This is a genomic window from Nocardia sp. NPDC005746 (assembly GCF_040630785.1).
In the GTDB taxonomy this organism is placed as follows: domain Bacteria; phylum Actinomycetota; class Actinomycetes; order Mycobacteriales; family Mycobacteriaceae; genus Nocardia.
The window spans coordinates 771,469-793,638 of record NZ_JBEXYE010000001.1 but is presented as its reverse complement, the minus strand read 5'-3'; the positions used below and the strand labels follow the sequence as shown (position 1 = coordinate 793,638).

Annotated in this window: 21 protein-coding genes; 11 read left to right on the top strand and 10 right to left on the bottom strand. The window is 69.4% G+C overall.

The genetic code is table 11. From position 1 onward, the window contains the following. The first annotated feature begins 73 nt into the window (after positions 1-73). Positions 74-691: a TetR family transcriptional regulator gene (locus ABZ412_RS03655; RefSeq protein ID WP_357275801.1), complete on the top strand. Its 618-nt coding sequence runs from the start codon at positions 74-76 to the stop codon at positions 689-691. Here ABZ412_RS03655 and ABZ412_RS03650 read toward each other — a convergent pair. From ABZ412_RS03650 to ABZ412_RS03620, 7 genes are all read right to left on the bottom strand, one after another. Continuing rightward, the gene (locus ABZ412_RS03650; RefSeq protein ID WP_357275799.1) at positions 675-983 is read right to left on the bottom strand and encodes a hypothetical protein; all 309 of its coding nucleotides are present in this window, start codon (positions 981-983) and stop codon (positions 675-677) included. The genes ABZ412_RS03655 and ABZ412_RS03650 overlap by 17 nt on opposite strands. 145 nt (positions 984-1,128) lie before the next feature. Further along, the gene (locus ABZ412_RS03645; RefSeq protein WP_357275796.1) at positions 1,129-2,304 is read right to left on the bottom strand and encodes a lipid-transfer protein; all 1,176 of its coding nucleotides are present in this window, start codon (positions 2,302-2,304) and stop codon (positions 1,129-1,131) included. After that, on the bottom strand, positions 2,301-2,714 hold the full coding sequence (locus ABZ412_RS03640; RefSeq protein WP_357275795.1) for a MaoC family dehydratase: 414 nt from the start codon (positions 2,712-2,714) through the stop codon (positions 2,301-2,303). Before ABZ412_RS03640 ends, ABZ412_RS03645 begins: the two co-directional genes overlap by 4 nt. Further along, positions 2,711-3,676 carry a bifunctional MaoC family dehydratase N-terminal/OB-fold nucleic acid binding domain-containing protein gene (locus tag ABZ412_RS03635; RefSeq protein ID WP_357275792.1) on the bottom strand — a complete coding sequence of 322 codons (966 nt, stop codon included), beginning with the start codon at positions 3,674-3,676 and terminating at the stop codon, positions 2,711-2,713. The genes ABZ412_RS03640 and ABZ412_RS03635 overlap by 4 nt, the downstream gene beginning before the upstream one ends. A gap of 18 nt (positions 3,677-3,694) precedes the next feature. Next, the gene (locus tag ABZ412_RS03630; RefSeq protein ID WP_357275790.1) at positions 3,695-4,864 is read right to left on the bottom strand and encodes an acyl-CoA dehydrogenase family protein; all 1,170 of its coding nucleotides are present in this window, start codon (positions 4,862-4,864) and stop codon (positions 3,695-3,697) included. Next, positions 4,849-5,916, bottom strand: a complete 1,068-nt coding sequence (locus tag ABZ412_RS03625; protein ID WP_357275787.1) for an acyl-CoA dehydrogenase family protein — start codon at positions 5,914-5,916, stop codon at positions 4,849-4,851. The genes ABZ412_RS03630 and ABZ412_RS03625 overlap by 16 nt, the downstream gene beginning before the upstream one ends. A gap of 25 nt (positions 5,917-5,941) precedes the next feature. Continuing rightward, positions 5,942-8,092, bottom strand: coding sequence for an acyl-CoA dehydrogenase (locus ABZ412_RS03620; RefSeq protein ID WP_357275784.1), 2,151 nt, complete (start codon positions 8,090-8,092; stop codon positions 5,942-5,944). Between the two features lie 168 nt (positions 8,093-8,260). Between ABZ412_RS03620 and kstR the strand changes: the two genes are divergently transcribed. The 5 genes from kstR (at position 8,261) to ABZ412_RS03595 (ending at position 14,929) form a co-directional block, all read left to right on the top strand. Then, positions 8,261-8,911, top strand: a complete 651-nt coding sequence (gene kstR, locus ABZ412_RS03615) for a cholesterol catabolism transcriptional regulator KstR (protein ID WP_357087396.1) — start codon at positions 8,261-8,263, stop codon at positions 8,909-8,911. 270 nt (positions 8,912-9,181) lie between these two features. Next, on the top strand, positions 9,182-11,758 hold the full coding sequence (otsB, locus tag ABZ412_RS03610) for a trehalose-phosphatase (protein WP_357275781.1): 2,577 nt from the start codon (positions 9,182-9,184) through the stop codon (positions 11,756-11,758). 170 nt (positions 11,759-11,928) lie between these two features. Then, a complete protein-coding gene (locus ABZ412_RS03605; RefSeq protein ID WP_357275778.1) occupies positions 11,929-12,891 on the top strand; it encodes a zinc ABC transporter substrate-binding protein in 963 nt (320 codons plus the stop codon). A 137-nt stretch (positions 12,892-13,028) separates the two neighbouring features. Next, on the top strand, positions 13,029-14,054 hold the full coding sequence (locus tag ABZ412_RS03600) for an ATP-binding cassette domain-containing protein (protein ID WP_357275776.1): 1,026 nt from the start codon (positions 13,029-13,031) through the stop codon (positions 14,052-14,054). Beyond that, positions 14,054-14,929 carry a metal ABC transporter permease gene (locus ABZ412_RS03595; RefSeq protein WP_357275774.1) on the top strand — a complete coding sequence of 292 codons (876 nt, stop codon included), beginning with the start codon at positions 14,054-14,056 and terminating at the stop codon, positions 14,927-14,929. Before ABZ412_RS03600 ends, ABZ412_RS03595 begins: the two co-directional genes overlap by 1 nt. Before the next feature lie 125 nt (positions 14,930-15,054). On the opposite strand, the gene ABZ412_RS03590 is transcribed toward ABZ412_RS03595, so the two are convergent. Continuing rightward, positions 15,055-15,927 (bottom strand): A/G-specific adenine glycosylase, encoded by an 873-nt coding sequence (locus tag ABZ412_RS03590; protein WP_357275771.1) that lies wholly within the window; start codon positions 15,925-15,927, stop codon positions 15,055-15,057. Positions 15,928-16,156: 229 nt separating this feature from the next. Between ABZ412_RS03590 and ABZ412_RS03585 the strand changes: the two genes are divergently transcribed. Both ABZ412_RS03585 and ABZ412_RS03580 read left to right on the top strand, forming a co-directional pair. Continuing rightward, positions 16,157-16,780, top strand: a complete 624-nt coding sequence (locus tag ABZ412_RS03585; protein WP_357275769.1) for a carbonic anhydrase — start codon at positions 16,157-16,159, stop codon at positions 16,778-16,780. Positions 16,781-16,884: 104 nt separating this feature from the next. After that, on the top strand, positions 16,885-17,553 hold the full coding sequence (locus ABZ412_RS03580; RefSeq protein ID WP_357275767.1) for a hypothetical protein: 669 nt from the start codon (positions 16,885-16,887) through the stop codon (positions 17,551-17,553). 134 nt (positions 17,554-17,687) lie between these two features. On the opposite strand, the gene radA is transcribed toward ABZ412_RS03580, so the two are convergent. Further along, complete coding sequence (gene radA, locus ABZ412_RS03575; RefSeq protein ID WP_357275764.1) at positions 17,688-19,088, bottom strand: DNA repair protein RadA; 1,401 nt, start codon at positions 19,086-19,088, stop codon at positions 17,688-17,690. A 195-nt stretch (positions 19,089-19,283) separates the two neighbouring features. Further along, positions 19,284-19,934: a hypothetical protein gene (locus ABZ412_RS03570; RefSeq protein WP_357275762.1), complete on the bottom strand. Its 651-nt coding sequence runs from the start codon at positions 19,932-19,934 to the stop codon at positions 19,284-19,286. Positions 19,935-20,409: 475 nt separating this feature from the next. On the opposite strand from ABZ412_RS03570, the gene carD reads away from it, so the two are divergent. Genes carD through ispF form a run of 3 tightly spaced genes read left to right on the top strand, consistent with a single transcriptional unit; the run spans position 20,410 to position 22,129 of the window. Continuing rightward, complete coding sequence (carD, locus tag ABZ412_RS03565; protein WP_019931623.1) at positions 20,410-20,898, top strand: RNA polymerase-binding transcription factor CarD; 489 nt, start codon at positions 20,410-20,412, stop codon at positions 20,896-20,898. Between the two features lie 2 nt (positions 20,899-20,900). Further along, on the top strand, positions 20,901-21,647 hold the full coding sequence (gene ispD, locus ABZ412_RS03560) for a 2-C-methyl-D-erythritol 4-phosphate cytidylyltransferase (RefSeq protein WP_357275758.1): 747 nt from the start codon (positions 20,901-20,903) through the stop codon (positions 21,645-21,647). A gap of 14 nt (positions 21,648-21,661) precedes the next feature. After that, positions 21,662-22,129, top strand: coding sequence for a 2-C-methyl-D-erythritol 2,4-cyclodiphosphate synthase (ispF, locus tag ABZ412_RS03555; protein ID WP_357275963.1), 468 nt, complete (start codon positions 21,662-21,664; stop codon positions 22,127-22,129). The last annotated feature ends 41 nt before the right edge of the window (positions 22,130-22,170 follow it).

Here is a 22,170-nt window from a genome sequence, read left to right as displayed (position 1 = left end):
CTCCCTGCATCCTCTACCGCTGTAGAGCTTCCTCTATAGTTGTAGAGGATCGCGAAGCCGCAGAGGAGCGAAGGTGACCACTCCCACACCCGATCGACGCAGTCTCATCGTGGACAGCGCCATAGATCTCATTGCCGCCCAAGGACTCCGGGCCCTCACCCATCGGGCCCTGGACACCGCGCTGGAACTCCCCGCGGGCTCGACGTCGTACTACTTCCGCACCAAACGCGCGCTCATCGAGGCTGTCGTGGACCGCATCACCACCCGCTCCCGCACCGATTTCACGGCCGGACAGGGCGGTCTGATCACCCCCGCGACGCTGCCGGGCACGCGCGAGGACATCGACCTGGACGCGCTCGCGACCGACATCGCGGGCTGGCTGGATCACCTACTGGCACATCGCCGCAACCATCTGATCGCTCGGCAGGCGCTCATCCTCGAACTGCTCGGCGACACCGAACTGCGGCCGCGACTGGTGCGCAGCCTCTTCTCCCACCAGCACGCCACCGGCCTGTTCGAAACCTTGGGCGCGGCCGAACCCGCCACCGCCGCAGCCGATTTCATCGCGGTCATCGAGGGCCTGGTCTTCGACCGCTTCGCCGGCGCCCGCACCGAACTCACGCCGGGCACCGCGGCGAGCGTCGCGCAACTGAAAGGCGTACTCGCCGTTCAGCTCAGAGGTTCTTGGTAATCGTGATCCGGGTGTCCGGCCACGGCGGCCGCTTGATCGCGGCCGCGGTCGCGAACGCCGCCGCGATCAGCCCGGTGAGCACGCCGAGCAGCGCGACCCGCTCACCGTTGGTGGTGCACACCCACTCGACGTTCCCGCCGCTGACCACGAACACGCCGCGCGCCCGCGGCCCGAAAAGCCCGGGCTCGGTCACGGTGATGACCGTGGTCCCGTCCGGTGTCTCGTGCGGCTCCCCGAATACCGGCGTGCCACCCAGCGGCGACAGCTCGTTCAGACGGTCTCGCAAGGTCATGACATACCCTTCCCCACAGGCGAATCCCGTCCCAATGTACGCCGCCCACCGAAATGCGGAAGTCCACCGGCGCATCAGCGCCGGTGGACTTCCGGTCCCCTCTTCGCGAGGTCACCCCTCGAATCGAGGTCGGGTTCGATCGAGGTCAGTTGGCGGTGAGCACCAGGCCCGAGGTCGGGACGCCGGTACCGGCGGTCACCACGATGTTCTCCAGGCCCTGGACCTGGTTGACCGAGGTGCCGCGGATCTGGCGCACGCCCTCGGCGATGCCGTTCATGCCGTGGATGTACGCCTCACCGAGCTGGCCGCCGTGGGTGTTCAGCGGCAACCGGCCGCCGATCTCGATGGCGCCGTCGGCGATGAAGTCCTTGGCCTCGCCACGACCACAGAAGCCCAGCTCCTCGAGCTGCATCAGCACGAAGGGGGTGAAGTGGTCGTAGAGGATGCCCGCCTGCATGTCCTCCGGGCGCAGACCGCTCTGCGCCCACAGCTGGTCGCCGACCAGACCCATCTCCGGCAGACCCGTCATACCGTCGCGGTAGTAGCTGGTCATGACGTACTGATCCGCACCCGAACCCTGGGCGGCGCCCGCGATCAGCGCGGGCTTGTTGGGCAGATCCTTGGCCCGCTCCGCGGAGGTGATGACGATGGCCACGCCGCCGTCGGTCTCCTGGCAGCAGTCCAGCAGGTGCAGCGGCTCCGCGATGTAGCGCGAGGCCTGGTGCTCCTCGAGGGTGATCGGCTTGCCGTAGAAGTGGGCCGCCGGGTTCACCGCCGCGTGCTTGCGGTCGGCCACCGCGATGCGGCCGAAATCCTCACTGCGCGCGCCGTACACGTGCATGTAGCGGCGGGCCACCATGGCCACCTGCGCGGCCGGGGTGCCCAGGCCGTGGGTGTAGGAGAAGCCGTTGTCCACGCCCGAGGAGCTCGGGTTGCCGGTCGCCAGGTGAGTGGCGAACTGGCCGAAGCGGTTTCCGGAGCGCTCGTTGAACGCGCGGTAGGCGACGACGACATCCGCGATCCCGGTCGCCACCGCCATGGCGGCGTGCTGCACGGTCGCGGCGGCCGCGCCACCGCCGAACGGGATGTTGGAGAAGAACTTCAGGGACGGGATACCGGTGGCGCGCGCGACGGCGGCCTGGGTATTGGTGTCCATGGTGAAGGTCGTCAGGCCGTCCACGTCGGCGGGGGTCAGGCCCGCGTCGGCGAGAGCGGCGGTGACCGCCTCGGCGGCCAGACGCAGTTCACTGCGGCCGGAGTCCTTGGAGAAGTCGGTCGCGCCGATGCCGACGATCGCGGCTTCGCGGCTCAGCCCGGTCACTGTGCCTCCTGCAGGGAGATAACGGCTTTCGCCGTGATGTGGTCGCCGAGCGAATCCTTGCCGACCACGTCGATGGTGACGGTCGAGCCCTCGACGGCCGAGACGGTGCCGGACAGGGTGAGGGTGTCACCCGCGTACAGCGGCACGCCCAGGCGCAGCGACAGCGACTTGACGATGGCCGTGGGCCCCGCCCAGTCGGTCACGAACCGCTGCACCAGACCGGTGTCGGTGAGGATATTGACGAAGATGTCCTTGGAGCCGCGCGCCAGCGCCTTGTCGCGGTCGTGGTGCACGTCCTGGAAGTCGCGGGTGGCCAGCGCCGTCGACACGATGAACGTGGTGTCGGCGTGGATCACCAACTCCGGCAACGTGGTTCCGACCTGAACGGCCGACAGTTCGACAGTTGTCATTTGACGGCCTTCCAGTAGGGCACGGTGTTGTCGTCGTCGAGCTTCAGGAACGCGGCCGCGACCGGCATGCCGACCTCGACGTCGGCCGGGTCGACCCCGGTCAGCTCGCCGAGCATGCGCACGCCCTCTTCCAGCTCGACCAGGGCGATCACGTACGGCAGCTGCCGTCCGGGCACGCGCGGGGCGTGGTGCACGACGAAGCTGAAGACGGTGCCGCGACCCGAGGCCACCACGTAGTCGGTCTGCTCGGAGTGGTGCTTCCACAGCGCCGGAACCGGCGGATGCTGCAGCGAGCCGTCGGGCCGCCGCTGGATGCGCAGCTCTCCGGCTTTGACACCCTCCCAATAGAACTCGGTGTCCTTGGAGACGGTCGGCCGCACGCGCTTGGCGAGATCCTCGGCCGAGACGTCTTCGGATTCCTTGGGGGCCTCGGTCTTTCCGGTCCCGGGCGCGAACTTCAGCATCCGGAACTTCATCTCGGTGACCAGTTCGTCGCCCACGTACCAGTTGGTGAGGTAGGTGGTGAACCAGCCGTCGCCGAGCCCGGTCTTCTTGGGGCCCACGATGTCACCGATGCTGGACCGCACCGTCACCTGCTCGCCGAGCTGCAGGTAGCGGTGGTAGACCTGCTCGCAGTTGGTGGCGACCACCGAGGTGAAACCGGCCGCGTCGAACAGCTCGTTGGTGCGGGTCATCGGGTCGTCGTCGGCGCGGACGCCGCCCAGGCCCAGCATGGTCCACACCTGCGCCATGGCCGGCGGGGCCACGATGCCGGGGTGCCCGGCCGCCCGCGCGGCGGCCTCGTCGACGTAGATCGGGTTGGCGTCGCCGAGGGCCTCGACCCAGTTGTTGATCATCGGCTGGTTGATCGGGTCGCGGCCCGCGCGGGGCGCGGACTCGCCGTCGGCCTTGATCTTCTCCAGGCCGTCGCGGATCTCGTCGGCCGTGAAACTCTTCGTCACGCTCTGCTCCTCTGCGATCTAGCGCGGCACCCGCGGCAGCCGCAGGCCCATCTGGGCGATCAGCTCGCGCATGACCTCGTTGACACCGCCACCGAAGGTCACCACCAGGTTCTGCTTGGTGCGGCGGTCCAGCCAGACCAGCAGTTCGGCGGTGGCCGGGTCGGCGGGATCACCGAAGCGGCCCACGATCTCCTCGGCCAGACGGCCGGCCTCCTGCAGCGCCTCGGTGGAGAACACCTTGGTCGCCGAGGCGTCGGCGATCACGTCGCGCGGATCGGCGTCGGGGCGTTCCATATTGGACGCCACCTGCCAGTTCAGCAGTTCGTTGAGCCGGGTCATGGCGTGCAGGCGGCCCAGCGAGCGGCGCACCTCGGCCTGGCCGAGCACGCCCTGCTTCTGCGCCCACTCGCGCACCCGCTCGTAGAGCTGCTCGATCTTGCCGGACGGGCCCAGGCTGACCCGCTCATGGTTGAGCTGGGTGGTGATCAGCTTCCAGCCGCCGTCGACCTCGCCGACGACCATGTTCGCGGGGACGCGGACATTGTCGAAGTAGGTGGCGTTGGTGTGGTGCGCGCCGTCGGCGGTGATGATCGGCGTCCAGGAGTAGCCCGGGTCCTTGGTGTCCACGATCAGGATCGTGATGCCCTTGTGCCGGGACTCCACGGTGCCGGTGCGGACGGCCAGCCAGACGTAGTCGGCCTCGTGCGCGCCGGTGGTGAAGATCTTCTGGCCGTTGACGATCCAGTCGCCGTTGGCGTCGCGCACCGCGGAGGTGCGCAAGGCCGCCAGGTCGGTGCCGGCGTCGGGCTCGGAGTAGCCGATGGCGAAATGCACGTCACCGGTGAGGATTCCGGGCAGGAACTTCTGCTTCTGCTCCTCGGTGCCGAACGACTGCAGGGCCGGGCCCACGGTCAGCAGGGTCACCAGGGGCACGGGCACATCGGCCCGGACCGCCTCGTTGTAGAAGATCTGCTGTTCCAGCGGACCGAAGCCCTGGCCGCCGTACTCCTTGGGCCAGCCGACGCCGAGCTTGCCGTCGCGGCCCATGCGCTTGACCACCGCGCGGTAGGCGTCGCCGTGCCGGTTCACCAGCATCTCGGCCTCCTCTTCGGGAGTCACGAGACCGGTGAAGTACGAGCGCAATTCGTCGCGCAGTTGCCGCTGTTCCGCGGTCAGTTCGATGAACATCTGGCTCCCAAACGGTCCAGCCGGAACGATTCGCCGCCGAGCCAGCGGGCGATGTCCTTGGCCTGTGAGTAGTAGCGGTGCAGCGGGTGGGTGATGTCGACGCCCAGGCCGCCGTGCAGGTGGTGACACTGCTGCATGGCCGCGGGCAGTTCCGAGGCCACCGTGTACGCCAGCACGTCGAGATCGTCGTCGATTCGCTCCAGGTGCTCCGCGCTGGGGTCTTCCTGGGCGAGCGCCCAGGCCGCCGACAGCGCGACCGCGTGCAGGGTCCGCGAGACCACGTACACATCGGCGATCTGCTGCGCGACCGCCTGGAATTCGGCCAGCGCGCGGCCGAACTGCTGACGAGTGCGCACGTGCTCGGCGGTCAGCCCGACGACGCCCTTCAGCAGGCCGTCGGCCACCGAGCCCAGGCCCGCCAGCGCGTACCGGTGCAGTTCGGTGAGCCCGCCCGGCAGCAGCTGCTCGGCCGGAATCGCGACGCCGTCGAAGCGGACCGAGAACTCCGGCACGCCATCGGACGTCGGGCTCGCGGTGCGGGTGATGCCGGCGGCGTCACCGTTGACCACGGCCAGGCCGTTGTCGGTGGGCACCAGGATCCAGCGCGCGGTGTCCGCGTAGGGCACCGCCACCTTGGCGCCGGTGACACGCACGGTGGCGCCGTCGGACACCGCGGTGGTCTCGGGCTTCACCGTGAACGGCGCGCCGGTCTCGTGCAGGGCCGCGGTCAGCACCGCGCCCTCGGCCACGGCCGGGAACACCTTCTCCGCCAAGGCATCCGGCACGCCGATCGCCTTGAGCGGCAGCACGCCGAACGCGAGGGTGGCCAGGGCGGGCACCTGCGCGGCATCGGTGGCCAGCTCGGTGAGCATGGCCGAGACCTCGAGCAGACCCATATCGTCGCCGCCGAACTGCTCGGGCAGCGGCACGGCGAGCAGACCGCTCTCCGCGATGATGGGCCAGAGCGCGATATCGCGTGCGCTTTCACGCTCCAGCAAACTTACGACAACCTCGGCGACAGCGTCCTGGCTCTCGTCCCTGGTGAAGTCCAATTCAAAGCTCCCGGTTGAGTGTGGGCTAGCTGCTCGACTCGCGAGGCAGCCCGAGAATCCGTTCACCGGCGACGGTCAACAGAATCTGTTCGGTACCGCCAGCAATCGACAAACAGCGTGTGAGCAGGAATTCCTTCACCACAGGGGTTTCCAGAGCGCCCGCGACACCGGACAATTCGACGGCGAACTCGGCCACCGCCTGCCGGTGCCTGACACCGACCAGTTTGCGCACACTGCTCTCCGCGGCGGGGTCGCCGCCGGTCAGCAGTTTCCGGGCCGCACGGGCCTCCAACAATGTTCCCGCAACCGACTCCGCGACGAGTCCGCCGAGCCGATCCGCGACCAGTTCCGCGCCCGGGCCCGAGACGGGCGCGGCGGCGATCAACGCCTCCAGCTCGTCACCGATTCCCTTGCCGCCCATGGCCACCCGCTCCGCCGACAGCGTCGACCGCGCGATCTTCCAGCCATTGCCGAGCTCGCCGACCAGGCAGTCGTCCGGCACGAAGACGTCGTCGAGGAACACCTCGTTGAAGCGCGCCTCGCCGGTGATCTCCACCAGCGGCCGGATGTCCAGCCCGGCGCTCTTCATGTCGACCAGGAAGTAGCTGATGCCCTTGTGCTTCGGCGCGGACGCGTCGGTGCGGGCCAGGCAGATACCCCAGGTAGCGCGATCGGCCAGCGAGGTCCACACCTTCTGACCGCGCAGCTTCCAGCCGCCCTCGACCCGCTCGGCCACCGTGCGCAGCGCCGCCAGGTCCGAACCGGCGCCCGGCTCGGAGAAGAGCTGGCACCAGATGACCTCGCCGGTCAGCGTGGGCATGGCGTAGCGCTCGATCTGCTCGGGGGTGCCCCACTGCAGCAGGGTCGGGATCGCCCAGTTGGCGATCGCGATGTCCGGCAGCGTGATCCCGGCCTTGCGGACCTGATCGTCGAGGCGGGTGCGCAGCAGCGGGCCGGCGCCGCGACCGTAGGGCGCGGGCCAGTGCGCGGCGATCAGTCCGGCCTCGGCCAGCGCCGGACGCTGCTCGGCCTCGGGCAGGGCCGCGATCTTGGCCAGGTCGGCCTCCAGCACGGCCGCCTCGGCGGCGTCCAAACCGCCCGTCTCCCAGTCCGATTCGGCCTCGCCGCCCAGGTCGATGCCGACGGTGCGGCGCACGCCCGCCAGGGTGAGCTCGGTGACCCGGGCCCGCCAGCGCGCGGTGCCGCCCAGCAGCTGCCGCAGTGCGGTGGCGCGGCGGAGGTACAGGTGGGCGTCGTGCTCCCAGGTGAAGCCGATGCCACCCAGGACCTGGATGCAGTCCTTGGCGTTCTCGACCGCGGCGTCAAGGGACATCGACAGCGCGACCGCGGCGGCCAGCGGGAGCTCGGCGCTCCCGGCGTCCGCGGCGGCGGCGGCATCGGCGGCCACCGCGCGAATCTGCTCGACCCGGCACAGCATCCAGGCGCAGATGTGCTTGACGGCCTGGAACTCGCCGATCCGGCGGCCGAACTGCTCGCGCACCTTCGCGTATTCGGTGGCGGTCTCCAGGGCCCAGCCCGCGATGCCCGCCAGCTCGGCGGCGACCAGGGTGGCCGCCAGGTCCAGCACCGAGAAGCCGGGCTCGAACAGCCGGTCCGCGGCCACGGTGACATCGGTGACGACCACGCGGGACAGCGGCACGCTCTGGTCGATCGCGTCCAGCGGCTCGACGGTCAGCCCGGCGGCGTCGGCGTCGATCAGCGCCCACAGGTGGCGGTCGCCGTCACGCACCGGGACCAGCACGGCGGTTCCCGGCGCGGCGCCCGGAACCGAGTCCCACGCACCGGAGACCACGGCGCCCGAAGCGCTCGCCGAGATCGCGATTTCGCCCTCGAGCGCGACGCCGCATGGCGTAGTCTCGTCGAGCGCCTCGCCGACGACGAGACCTGCCAGCGCCGTCGCGAGAACCGGTCCGCCGACGAGGTCGTGCGCCGCCTGTTCGATCAGGACGGCCAGGTCCCCGACGGTACCGCCCGCGCCCCCGGCCTCTTCCGGAACCGCGACCCGGAAAACCCCGAGATCGGCCAGGCGCGGCCAGTATTCGTGCCAGAAATCTGGTGCGCCGGAACGCATTGTTGCAATTGGTCGCACTGCCGACGCCCATCCGCGCATCGACTCCTGGACGGCTTTATGCTCGTCAGTGGTGGCTATGGTCACAACCCCTACCTTCTTCCCGGCGTGACTTCCACTCCTAGAACATGTTCTAATGTTCGAGCCGGGCGGAAGTCAAGCGCCGTCCCGACGACGCGGTACGAACTCGTGCCCGGCGCGCGTGTCTGCCGGGTGAGATGAACCGAACGATTCGTGCGAAAGGACTTTCAACCGATGGCCAGTCCCTCCCGATCGCAGGCCGCCGACGGGGCGCCCGGTGGACGCACCGCGCCCGTCACCACCCTCAGCGAGGAGGATCTGAGCTCGGCGGCCCAGCGCGACCGGCGTAAACGCATCCTCGACGCGACCCTCGCACTCGCCTCCAAGGGCGGCTACGACGCGGTCCAGATGCGGGCCGTCGCCGAACGCGCGGACGTCGCCGTCGGCACGCTCTACCGGTACTTCCCGTCCAAGGTGCACCTGCTGGTGTCCGCCCTGGCCCGGGAGTTCGAGTCCTTCGAGGGCCGCCGCAAGCCGCTGGCCGGGGCCACCCCGCAGGAGCGCATGCACCTGCTGCTTACCCAGGTCACCCGGGCCATGCAGCGCGACCCGCTGCTCACCGAGGCCATGACCCGTGCCTTCATGTTCGCCGACGCGTCCGCGGCCGCCGAGGTCGATCGGGTCGGCAAGGTGATGGACCGGTTCTTCGCCCGCGCCCTGTCCGACGAGATCCCCAGCGACCGCCAGCTCGCCATCGCCCGCGTCATCTCCGATGTGTGGCTGTCGAATCTGGTCGCCTGGCTGACCCGTCGCGCGTCCGCCACGGACGTCACCGAGCGTCTGGAGCTGACCGTCGATCTGCTCATCGGCGGCGACAAGGAGTAGCGAACGCATTACTGCGTTCGCGAAGCGAGACGGGCTGCCCGGTCCGGAGAGCCGGGCAGCCCGTTGGCATTTCCGGGGTCCGGGTTTGCTGGAACAGCGCTGGTCAGCCGGGGTGAACAGCGAGCAACCCGGGTGTGTCTCACACAAGGTGCGAAGGACGCGAAAGTGTCTTGTAAACGCTATGTATCACCGCACACACGAGCGGGCAATCAAGACCCAGTAGCATCACTCGCGCCCTGAAAAATCTCCTCCGATCACTAGGTTGGATGCGTGAGCGCACAGGATTTGTCACTCGAACTGCGCCGTGCCCTGTCGGCTATCGCCCGCGTGCCACGGCTGCTGGTCGCTTCGGACTACGACGGGACCATCGCGCCCATCGTCTCCGACCCGGCCAAGGCCTATCCCCATCGAGAGTCGGTGAACGCCTTACGCGCTCTCGCCGGCCTCAGCGGCACCACGGCTGCCGTCATCTCGGGCCGCGCCCTGCGAGATCTCGCGGCGCTGTCGCGACTTCCGGTCGAGGTTCAGCTGATCGGTAGTCACGGTTCGGAATTCGATGTCGGCTTCGTGCACGCCATCGACAACGACGCGAAACAGCTACTGCAAGAAGTCACTACAACCCTGACGCAGATCGCTCAGGACAACCCGGGCGCCTCGGTCGAGATCAAACCCGCCAGCGTGGCCCTGCACGTCCGCAATGCCAGCCCCGAAATCGGCCGTCGCGCACTGGTTCAGGTGCGACAGGGTCCGGCCAGCTGGGTGGGCGTGCAGACCACCGAGGGCAAGGAAGTCATCGAGCTCGCGGTAGTCGAGACCGACAAGGGCGCGGCCCTCGACATCGTCCGGCATCAGCAGGGCGCTTCCGCGGCGCTGTTCATCGGCGACGACGTAACCGACGAGAAGGCATTCAAGCGCCTCTCCGGACCCGACGTCGGCATCAAGGTCGGCGACGGCGAATCCCTCGCGAAATACCATGTGGCCAGCACCGAGGAGGTGTCGAAGGCGCTGGCGTTCCTACTCGAGGAGCGCCGCACATGGTTGGCAGGTGCCTCGGCCCCTCGAATCGAGCGGCTGACCATGCTGGCCAGCCCTCGCTCCAAAGCCCTTGTCACACCGGACGGCACGGTCACCTGGCTGTGCCACCCCGAACCCGACTCCGCCGCCGTCTTCGCCCACCTGCTGGGCGGACCGGGCGCGGGGCACTTCACCATTCAGCCCGAACGCGCCGGGCTGCCGCTGTCGCAGCGGTACGTCGACGGCACCATGACCGTCGAAACCCGTTGGTCCAGTTTGCAGGTCGTGGATTACCTGCCGCACGACGTGGTACCCGAGCGCACCGACCTCACCCGGGTCATCACCGGTGACGCCAAGGCGGTCATCACCTTCGCGCCTCGGCCCGAATTCGGGCAGGTGCCCGTGCGGCTGATGCACGCCACCGGCGGGCTCAAGCTCGAGGGCACCAACGATCCGATGGTGCTGCGCTCCCCAGGCGTCGAATGGGAGATCATCGACGAGGGCAACCACCACACCGCCCGCGCCGTCGTGGACCCCTCCCAGGGTCCGGTCGTGCTCGAACTGCGCTGCGGCACCTCCGATCTCGCGCCCGCCATGCGCCCCGAGGCGGACCGCCGCCGCGAGGCCGAAGGCTACTGGGCGGAATGGGTCGGCACCCTCGAACTGCCGCCGCTCAAGCCCGACCTGATGAAGCGCTCCGCACTCACCCTGCGCGGACTGGTGCACGCGCCGTCCGGCTCCATCCTGGCCGCGGCCACCACCTCGCTGCCCGAGGATATCGGCGGCGTGCGTAACTGGGACTACCGCTACTGCTGGCTGCGCGACGCCTCGCTCACCGCGTCCGCGCTGGTCTCGCTGGGCTCCACCGGCGAGGCCGAGGAGCTGCTGGCCTGGGTGCATCGGGTGCTCGAGACGCTGCCCGGACCCGAGCGGCTGCACCCGCTGTACACCCTCTACGGCGAGACCCTGCCGCCCGAGGCCGTCATCGACCAGCTGCCCGGCTACGCCGGCTCGCGGCCGGTGCGCGTCGGCAACGCGGCGAACATGCAGGTCCAGCTGGACGTGTTCGGGCCCATCGTGGACCTCATCTCGCAGCTCGCGCACACCCGGGAACGCCAGGGCATCAACGATCCCGACAAGGCGCTGCCGGACGCGGACTGGGAATTGGTGCACGCCATGGTGTCCGCGGTGCAGCGGCGCTGGCGCGAAGCCGACCACGGCATCTGGGAGATCCGCGGCAATCCGCGCCACCACGTGTACTCGAAGGTCATGGGCTGGCTGACGGTGGACCGGGCGCTCACCCTGGCCAAGCAGTTCGGCCGCCCGGCCGACCCGGAGTGGGCGCCGCTCCGCGACACCATCGCCGACGAGGTCAAGGCCGAGGGCTGGAACGACGAAGTCCAGTCCTACACAGCGGCTTACGACGGCACCGACCTGGACGCCGCCACCCTGCACATCGGGTTGAGCGGGCTGATCGAGCCCTCCGACCCGCGCTTCGCGGCGACCGTGGTGGCCACCGAGGCGGAACTGCGCAGCGGGTCGACCGTCTACCGGTACCACCACGACGACGGGCTGCCCGGCGGCGAGGGCGGGTTCCACCTGTGCGCCGCGTGGCTGGTCGAGGCGTACCTGCTGATCGGCAAGCGGGAGGACGCGGAGGCGTTGTTCGCGCAACTGGTGGATGTGGCGGGACCGACCGGTCTGCTCTCCGAGGAGTACGACCCGGTCGCCGAACGCTCGCTCGGCAACCACCCGCAGGCCTACAGCCACCTCGGTCTGCTGCGCTGCGCGCAGTTGCTGAGCCAGCCGGTCGCGGCCTTCACCAGCCGCTGACCTGAGGATTCGATAGTTCCGAAAGGCCCGGAGAGCAGGTTGCTCTCCGGGCCTTTCGTGTCGCGGACCACATCCGCGGATCGGGGCTAGGGACTCGCCCGGGATGTGCGCTACATTCAAATGGCAATCGTTTTCGTTATTGATAAGCCGTCGTGCCAGGAGTGCCCCGCGTGACCAGAAGCTCTGCCCGAGGATTCGCCGTGTTCGCCGCAGGACTCGCGACCGTCGCCACCCTGACCGCCTGCGGCAGCACCAAGACCTCGGACCAGCTCACCGTCGTCGCCTCCACCAATGTCTGGGGCGACATCACCAAGGCCGTCGCGGGGCCCGACGTGCGGGTCGAATCGATCATCAGCGACCCGAGCGCCGACCCGCACTCGTTCGAGGTCTCGCCCGCCGACGCCGCCAAGATCACCGACGCCAAGCTGGTCGTCTACAACGGCGGCCACTACGACGAATTCATCGACAAGGCCATCGCCGGACGGAACACCAAGACGGTCAACGCCTTCGACATCGCCACCGAAGGCGACCCGGCACACGCAGACAAGGCGCACGAGAGCGCCTCGGCCGCACCGACTTCCGCCAAGACCGAGGCCGCCGCGCACGACCACGAGACCAACGAGCACGTCTGGTACGACGTACACCAGGTCGGCCATGTCGCCGAGCACATCGCCGACGCCCTCGGCGCGATCGACCCCGCCCACAAGCAGGACTACGCCGACCGCGCCGCCGCCTTCGCGGCCAAGCTGGCCCCCATCGAGGCCGTGACCGCCAAGATCGCCGCCGAGCACCCGAACCAGCCGGTCCTGCAGACCGAGCCGATCGCCGCCAACCTGCTCACCGCCGCCAAGGCCGACGACAAGACCCCGCACGCCTTCCAGGAGGCCATCGAGCAGGGCACCGACCCGGCCCCGCAGGACGTGGCCACCGTCCGGGACCTGGTGACCGCCAAGCAGGTTCGCGCCCTGGTCTACAACATCCAGACCGAGGACAAGCTCACCAAGGACCTGCGCGCCGCCGCCGACAAGTCCGGTCTCGCCGTCGTCGAGGTAACCGAATCCCTCCCCGAAGGCAAGGACTACGTCACCTGGATGACCGAGAACGCCCAGGCCCTGGCCAAAGCCCTGGCCTGACCGCCGCCGCACCCGACCCTCGCACCTAGGAAACCCCGCTGAACGACCGGAGCACCCCGCGGTCACCGAGCGCACGCACCGCGCCCGGTGACCGCGCCGTCTCCGAAACCCGTTCCGCCCCAACCGGGAGCACCATCATGTCCGCGAAGCCCGACGCCCCCGCCACCCCCGGCGTCACCACCCCGATACCCGGTTGTGCCCTCACCGGCGCGCGGCCCCGCACCCCCTCCGGCCGCGCCACCCGCACCGACAACAACCAGGCGACACTCCGCGATACCGCCGCGGCCGAACAACGAGCGGATGCGGCGGGCGTGGACGATCGTTCCACTGAACGTCGCGGTGCGCCCGCGGTGCGACTATCGGGTGCGCGGCTGTCGTTCGGGGACCGGACCTTGTGGGAGGGACTCGACCTCGAGGTCGAGGCCGGGGAATTCATCGCGGTGCTGGGGCCCAACGGGTCCGGGAAGACCTCGATGCTGCGGATGCTACTGGGGCAGGTGGCGTTGAGCGCGGGGACCGCCGAGGTGGCGGGATCGCCGGCGCGGCTCGGGAATCCGGCGATCGGATACGTGCCGCAGCAGAAGACCATCGAGGGCGGGGCACAGCTGCGCGGGGTCGACCTCGTCGGCCTCGGGGTGGACGGGCATCGTTGGGGCATCGGGTTCCGAGGGCGTAAGGAGCGGAAACGAAAAGTCGCGGAAGCGATCTCGGCGGTAGGCGCCGAGCAGTTCGCGCACGCGCCCCTGGACGCGCTGTCGGGCGGTGAGCAGCAGCGGCTGCGGGTCGCGCAGGCGCTCGCGGGAGATCCTCGGGTGCTGCTGTGCGACGAACCGCTGCTCTCACTCGACCTGGCCAATCAGCGGCTGGTGTCCGAACTGATCGATCGGCGGCGGCGCAGCCACGAGACGGCCGTGCTGTTCGTGACCCACGAGATCAATCCCATTCTGCCGCTGGTGGATCGGGTGCTCTACCTGGTGGACGGGAAGTTCCGGATCGGGACGCCCGACGAGGTGATGACCTCCGAGACGCTCTCCGAGCTCTACGGCACCGAGGTCGACGTGCTGCGGGTGCGCGGCCGCCTCGTCGTGGTCGGCACCGGCGACGCCATGGACGCGCTCGGTGAATCCGGCGCGGCCCACTGCCAGCCGGAGGTGCGGGCCTGATGGAGAAACTGTCCAAGCTGTTCTCGCAGCTGTTCGACGTGTCCACCACCACGCACCTGCTGGCCTACGACTTCGTGCAGCAGGCCGTGATCGCCGCCGCGCTGCTGGGCCTGCTGGCCGGGGCCATCGGACCGCTCATCATCAGCCGCCAGATGTCGTTCGCCGTGCACGGCACCAGCGAACTGTCACTGACCGGCGCGGCCGCCGCGCTGCTCGCCGGGATCGGGGTGGGCGTCGGCGCCATCATCGGGTCGGTCGTGGCCGCCGTGCTGTTCGGCGTGCTCGGTTCCCGGGCCCGCGAACGCGATTCGGTGATCGCGGTGGTGCTGTCCTTCGGCCTGGGCCTGTCGGTGCTGTTCCTGTGGCTCGGCCCGGAACGCGCGGGCTCCAAGTTCTCGCTGCTCACCGGCCAGGTGGTGAGCGTCGGCAATTCCGGTCTCGGGCTGCTGGCCACCTGCACGGCCGCGGTGCTGGTGGTGCTGGCCGCCGTCTACCGGCCGCTGCTGTTCGCCAGCTCCGACCCGGAAGTCGCTGTCGCACGCGGGGTTCCGGTGCGGGCGCTGTCGATCGTGTTCGCGGTGCTGCTCGGCGTGACGGCCGCCTTCGGCGTGCAGATCGTGGGCGCGCTGCTGGTGCTGTCGCTGCTCATCACGCCCGCCGCGGCGGCCGCGCAGCTCACCGCGAGCCCGGCCCGGGTAGCGGTGCTGTCGATCGTGTTCGCCGAGATCGCCGCGGTCGGCGGCATTCTGCTGTCGCTGGCCCCCGGCGTTCCGATCTCGACCTTCGTCACCACCATCTCGTTCACCATCTACCTGATCTGCCGCGTGGTCGGGTCCCGCACCCGCAATCGGCGCACCGCCCTGGTCGCCGCCTGATTTTCGCGACTATCCCGCGAAACCGGCCACACCCCACCCGATCTGCCGCATGAGGGTCGGCAGATCATGCCCACTCGCTCGCTCCCGGGCCGTCACGTATCGGCCCGGGAGCGAGCGACGCGGCGTCAGCTCCCCTCGCCCGCCAGCGCGAACAAGCCGTCGGGGGTCTGCTCGATGAGACCGTCGACCAGCAGCGAATCCAGGGCCCGGTCCCGCTGACCCGGATCCCGAGTCCAGGCCAGGTCCAGGCGAACCCGCTCCACCGGCCCCGACGAATCCCGCAGCACATCGAGCAGTCGTCCGCGCGCCTGACGATCGGTGCCCTCGTACTTCTGCACCTTGCGCACCACCTCCGAGACCGGACGGCCCGCCGACACCCACGCACACGCGGGCAGCGGGCAGCGCTCGCAGCCCGGGGTCCGGGCGGTGCAGACCAGCGCGCCCAGCTCCATCAGCGCCGCGGACATGACCGCGGCCCGATCGACCCGCGCCGGCAACAGCTCCTCGGTCTCGGCCAGATCGCGGGCCGCCGGATTGCCGGCCTCGGCGCGACCGTGCACGGCCCGCGCCACCACCCGGCGAACATTGGTGTCCACCACCGGAACTCGCTGCCCGTACGCGAAACACGCGACCGCGCGGGCGGTGTACGCCCCGATGCCCGGCAAGCCCAGCAGCACATCCACATCGGCGGGCACCTCGTCGCCGTGCTCGGCGGCCAATACCCGCGCGCACTCGTGCAGCCGCAGCGCCCGCCGCGGATACCCGAGCTTGCCCCAGGCGCGCAGCACCTCACCCTGCGGCGCGGCCGCCATCGCCGACGGCACCGGCCAGCGCGCCACCCACTCCCGCCAGATCGGCTCCACCCGAACCACGGGCGTCTGCTGCAGCATGATCTCGCTCATCAAGATCTGCCACGCGGTAACCCCCGGCCGCCGCCACGGCAGGTCCCGAGCAGTCTCCTGATACCAGTCGATCAGCGCATCACTGTCCATATCCATTTGCCCTCCGCTGCGCTCCGGGTTGGGGCACAGGGAATCCTGCAGACCACCATGGGCGATGGTATCCATACCGAAGGGGCCGGATTTCCCAGCCCGGCGTGCCGCACACAGAAGTCTCCCGGCGTGTTCGGCAGCTCACCGAGTTCGCGGCGGCGTGGTCGGCCCGTCTTTGCCGGACCGTAACGCCATGGACTCGCCGGTAACCGAGGGGCTATGGAAAATGAGTCACATGCCGCATAACAACCCGATCAGTGCGTGGAAAGCCCTGCGCGAAGGCAATGAACGCTTCGTCAACGGCCAGTTGCGGCACCCTAGCCAAGGCGCGATCGAGCGGGCCAAGCTCGTCGACGGGCAGCAGCCCGGCGCGGTGTTGTTCGGCTGCGGCGACTCCCGCGTGGCCGCCGAGATCATCTTCGATCAGGGCCTCGGCGATATGTTCGTGGTGCGCACCGCCGGGCACGTCATCGACGCCTCCGTGCTGGGCTCCATCGAATACGGCGTGCAGGTCCTGAACGTGCCGCTCATCGTGGTCCTCGGCCACGACAGCTGCGGCGCGGTCCGGGCCACCATCGACGCCCTCGACCACGGCAATGTGCCCGGCGGCTTCATCCGCTCGGTCGTCGAACGCGTCACCCCGTCCATCCTGATCGGCCGCCGCGAGGGCCTGGCGAGCGTCGACGAACTCGAGGCCCGCCATGTCGAGGAGACCGCCCGCCTGCTCATGCAGCGGTCGATGATCATCTCCCAGCGGGTCGCCACCGGCGAGTGCGCCATCGCCTGCGTCACCTACAACCTCGGCGAAGGCCAGATCAAGCTGCACCGCGTCATCGGCAATATCGGCGAAGTGGTCTGACCCGCCGCGGGGGCCGGAATTTACCGGCCCCGTAGCCGCTTTCGCGACCGACACGCCGAGACCCTGCTCGGGATGACCCGGACGGTGCGCTTACCGTTGTCACCGTGCTGGAACCGAACGGACCACTCCCACCGGAAATCTACTGGCGTCGACGCGCGGTCGCGATCGGCGCGATGGTGATCGGGCTCGCCCTGGTGCTCTGGGTGGGCTTCGCGCTGCTGAAGGGCGGCGGCGACGACCACAAGTCCGACACCAAGGCCGCCGCCGGCTCCAGTGCGGCGGCCAGCGGTAAGCCCTCGGGCAGCGCCACGGGCACTCCGGACCCGAGCTCGGCCAAGCCGTCCGCCGTGTCGTCGAGCGGCGCGGCCCCGGTGGCGAAGGCCCAGTGCCCCGATCAGTCGCTGGCGGTGAAGGTCACCGTCGGACAGGCCACCTACAAGGTCGGCGAGCAGCCGCAATTCGGCATCGTCATCACCAATATCTCCAGCGGCGTCTGCGAACGCGACATGGGTTCCGGGTTGCAGCTGGTCCAGGTGCAGTCCCTCGACGGCCAGCGCAGGCTGTGGTCCAGCACCGACTGCTACCCGGACGGCACCCCCGACATGCGCGCCCTGGCCCCCGGCCAGCAGGCCGCCTTCACCGTCACCTGGTCCGGCGCCAGCTCGCAGCCGGGCTGCGCGGGCGAGCGCCTGCAGGTTCCGGCCGGGCCGTACACCGTTGTGGCCCAGCTCGGTTCGGTCCGCAGCCAGCCGGAACCGTTCAATATCGCCTGACGCCGCCAGCACACCGAAGGCCGGGATCGGATCGCACGGATCCCGGCCTTCGTCGTTTCCGGAGAATTCCGGTATTCGCGAATCGAATTCCGCTCCCATATCGAATTCGCGCTCCCGCTATTCGATTCCGGCGTTCACTCCGCCATTTCCACGGGCTCCTGATCGCGCCGACGCCGACGCAGACCGGTAACCGACAGTGCCGCACGGATATCGGCCACCTCGCGCAATGTCATGGTGCGGCCGGTGCGGTCCACGCCCGGCGGGACCAGGGCCTCGGTGAAGCCCAGCCGCTCCGCCTCCGCCAACCGGCGGGTCAGCCCGGTCACCTGGCGCACCTCGCCCGCCAGCCCGACCTCACCCAGCACCACCATGCCGGTCGGCAGCGCCAGATCCTGGCTGGCGCTCGCGATGGCAAGCGCGACAGCCAGATCCGCCGCGGGCTCGGTGAGCCGCATACCGCCCACGGTGGCCGCGTAGACGTCCTGCTTGCCCACGTACACGCCCCCACGGCTCTGCAGGACCGCCAGAACCATGGAAACGCGGTTGTAGTCCAGCCCGCTCACCGCGCGCCGCGGGGCGGGCGCCTGGGTGTCCACGGTGAGGCCCTGCACCTCACCCAGCATGGGGCGCTTGCCGTCCATGGCGACCGTGACCGCGGTCCCGGGCACCGCATCGGTGCGATGGTGCAGGAACAGCCCGGAAGGGTCGTCCACGCAACGGATTCCCGCCTCCACCATCTCGAAGCAGCCGACCTCGTCGGTGCTGCCGAAACGGTTCTTGATGCCGCGCACCATGCGCAGCGACGAATGCTTGTCCCCCTCGAACTGCAGCACCACGTCCACCAGGTGCTCCAGCGTGCGCGGACCGGCCACCGCGCCGTCCTTGGTGACGTGCCCGACCAGCAGCACCGCGATCCCGGTCGCCTTCGCCAGCGAGGTGAGCGCCGCCGTCACCGACCGCACCTGGGTGACACCGCCGATCACGCCGTCCGCGTCGGCGGCCAGCATGGTCTGCACCGAGTCCACCACCAGCAGACTGGGTTTCACCTGCTCCACGTGGCCCAGGATGGTCGCCAGATCGGATTCCGCGGCCAGGTACACCTTTTCGTGCACCGCGTCGGTCCGGTCCGCCCGCAGCCGCACCTGACCCGCCGACTCCTCCGCGGTCACGTACAGCGCGATCTCGTCACGCGCCCGCGCCCACCGGTGCGCCACCTCGAGCAGCAGCGTCGACTTGCCGACGCCCGGTTCCCCCGACAACAGCACCACCGAACCGGGGATGATCCCGCCGCCCAGCACCCGGTCCAGCTCGGACACGCCCGTCGACCGCGACTGCGTCTTGTTGGAGTCGATGCTCGAGATCGGCGTGGCCGCCGTGCTCGGCAGCATGGCCCGCCGCCCCACCGCCATTGCGCCCGAGGACGCGGCCACCTCCTCGATGCTCCCCCACGCCCCGCAATCCGGGCAGCGCCCAACCCATTTGGCGACCTCGCACGTGCACTCCGCACACCGATACACCGATTTCACCTTGGCCATATCTTTTGCCCTCCGCTTCGCTCCGGGCGGGGTTCGCGGCCCCGAGGTCTCGATTCTTCCCTCCTCCGCTCCTCCGCTTCGCTCCCCCGCTCCGTCAGTCCAGAATCGAGACGGGCCGCGAACCTCTGGGTGATCGGAAACAACTGTGCCCGCCCCAGATCCGGGACGGGCACAATTCAGAGGTTCAGCGCGAGCTCAGTGCTCGCCGCCCTTCTTCTCCGCCTTGGCGGGCTCGGGGCGCGGGTTGTTCGGACCGGCGTCGACCGGGGTGTTGACGACGACGGTGCCGGCCTCCTTGAAGTTGAAGGTGAGCGGGTAGGTCAGGCCCGGGTTCACGTCCTTGGCGAGACCGGTGACCTCGATCAGGATCGGCTTGGCGCTCGGGTCCGCGACCTTGTCGGAGGCGGGCTGGCCGGCGTTCTGCTCGCGCACGGCGGAGGCCTGAGCCGCGTCCTTGGCGGTCGGCTTGTCGGCGACGACAGCGCTGGACGGCTTGATCTCGATCTTGCCGTCGAGCTTGACCGTGCCCAGGCCCTCGGCGGTGATGCTGACCAGCTCGTCGGTCTTGCTGTCGCTCATGTTCACGGCGGTGAAGGCCAGCACGGCCTTGCCACCCTTGGTGTTGCCGGATTCCTCGCCCTGCGGCAGCAGGAAGCGCACGTCACGCAGCGCGATGGACCCGACATTGGCGGTGCTGCCGTTGACGGCGGCGACCTGGGTGGCGGTCTGCGAGATCTGACCGGCGCCGCAACCCGACAGCGCGAGCACCGCACCCGCAGCGAGTGCAGCAACTGTCACGGCACGCCGCCGCGACTTCGACGCAGTGGTGGCTTTCAGGGCAGTCACGGTGTCCTCCATGTCGACCGGGCTCACTCCACTATGGAGAGTAGTAGTCAATGAGAGTAGTGCGTCGCTTCCCCCGTGCTACACGCGGGCGGTGTCGTGCGCGCGTCACGCGGTATCGGTTGCGAGCGTCGTGCGATATCGGTGCGAGTGCGGTGCGTTCTCGGCCGGGCGCGTCACAGATCACACGGAGCGACCGGGTGGGATGTGTCAGGGGGCCTGACAGAGATTCCGAGACGAGTTCTCGAGAGATGCATTGCCGTTTATGCGAGGGTGCCCGGTCGCGTATGCGAACTACGCACTCGCATATGCGCGCGAACAGTGCGATGCGCTATCCCCTTATGCCACAACGGGATGCACACGATTCGCCATCTGTCAACCCCCGCCGCCGCTCCGTTGTGGCCCTGACCTGCGCCGTTGATCGCGCCGTTACCGAGTCGCATGTTAAACTGTGAACATCGAAAGGGGCACGGGACACATGATTTTTAAGGTCGGAGACACCGTCGTTTACCCCCACCACGGAGCGGCGCTGATCGAAGCTATCGAAACCCGCACCATCAAGGGTGTACAAAAGGAGTATCTGGTCCTGAAGGTCGCACAGGGCGACCTGACCGTTCGGGTTCCCGCGGAGAATGCCGAGTATGTCGGCGTCCGCGATGTCGTCGGGCAGGAGGGCCTGGACCGGGTCTTCCAGGTGTTGCGGGCTCCGCACACCGAGGAGCCGACCAACTGGTCCCGTCGCTACAAGGCCAACCTCGAGAAGCTCGCCTCCGGCGATGTGAACAAGGTGGCCGAGGTCGTCCGCGACCTGTGGCGTCGTGAGCAGGACCGCGGCCTGTCCGCCGGTGAGAAGCGCATGCTGGCCAAGGCCCGGCAGATCCTCGTCGGCGAGCTCGCGCTCGCCGAGGGCACCGACGACGTCAAGGCCGAGACCCTGCTCGACGAGGTTCTCGCAGCGGCCTCCTGACCGTGAAAACAACACCCGGCGACGGCGTTCGTGTCGTCGCCCTGGTTCCTGCCGCCGGCATGGGCGTGCGTCTCGGTGAGAACAAGCCGAAGGCCTTCGTCCACGTCGGCGGCAGTCCCATGCTCACTCTCGCGGTCCAGGGGCTGATCGATTCCGGGTCGGTCGACGACGTTGTGGTTATGGTGCCCGCCGAACTAGTCGCCCAGACCCGAGCCCTGCTGCCCGACTCCGACGTCCCTGTGCACGTGGTCGCCGGCGGCGCCGAGCGCACCGATTCGGTGCGGGCCGGCCTCGCGGCCGCCCCCGACGCCACCCTGGTGCTAGTGCACGACGCCGCCCGGGCCCTGACTCCGCCGGCCCTGATCACCCGGGTCGTGGACGCGCTGCGCGCGGGTGCGCGGGCCGTGGTGCCCGCCCTGCCGGTGGCCGACACCATCAAATCCGTGGACGCCTCGGGCGCGGTGACCGGCACGCCGGACCGCTCCGAGCTGCGCGCCGTCCAGACTCCGCAGGGCTTCGACGCCGAGCTGCTGCGCTCCGCCTACGCTGTGGGCACACAGGCGACCGATGACGCGGGGTTGGTGGAGATGCTGGGTGCGACCGTCGAGACGGTGCTCGGTGACGCCCTCGCTTTCAAGATCACTTCGCCCTTGGACCTGGTCCTGGCCAATACCCTGGCCGCCCGCCGTGATACGCCCGACACCGCAGGCGGGCTGGACACGACACGCGCGGCGGTGATCGCGCCGTGATGGATCCGATGAGCCTGCGCACCGGCATCGGCAGCGATGTCCACCCCATCGAACCCGGCCGCCCCTGCTGGATGGCGGGCCTGCTGTTCGAGGGCGACAGCGGCTGCGCGGGCCACTCCGACGGCGATGTCGCCGCCCACGCGCTCTGCGACGCCCTGCTCTCGGCCGCCGGACTCGGCGATGTCGGCGCGGTCTTCGGCACCGGCCGTCCCGAATGGGAGGGCGTGTCCGGCGCGGCCATGCTGAAAGAAGTCCGGCGACTGCTCGACGAGGCCGGATTCTCGATTGTCAATGCGGCTGTACAGGTCATCGGAAATCGGCCCAAAATCGGTCCCCGGCGGGCCGAGGCGCAACAGGTGCTGGGTGAGATCCTGGGTGCGCCGATCTCGGTGTCGGGCACCACGACCGACGGTCTGGGCCTTACCGGCCGCGGCGAGGGTGTGGCCGCGGTGGCCACCGCCCTGCTGTGTTGCCGCGCCTGACGCACCCGTAATCCGCCCATTTCCCAACAGCTAGGATGCTC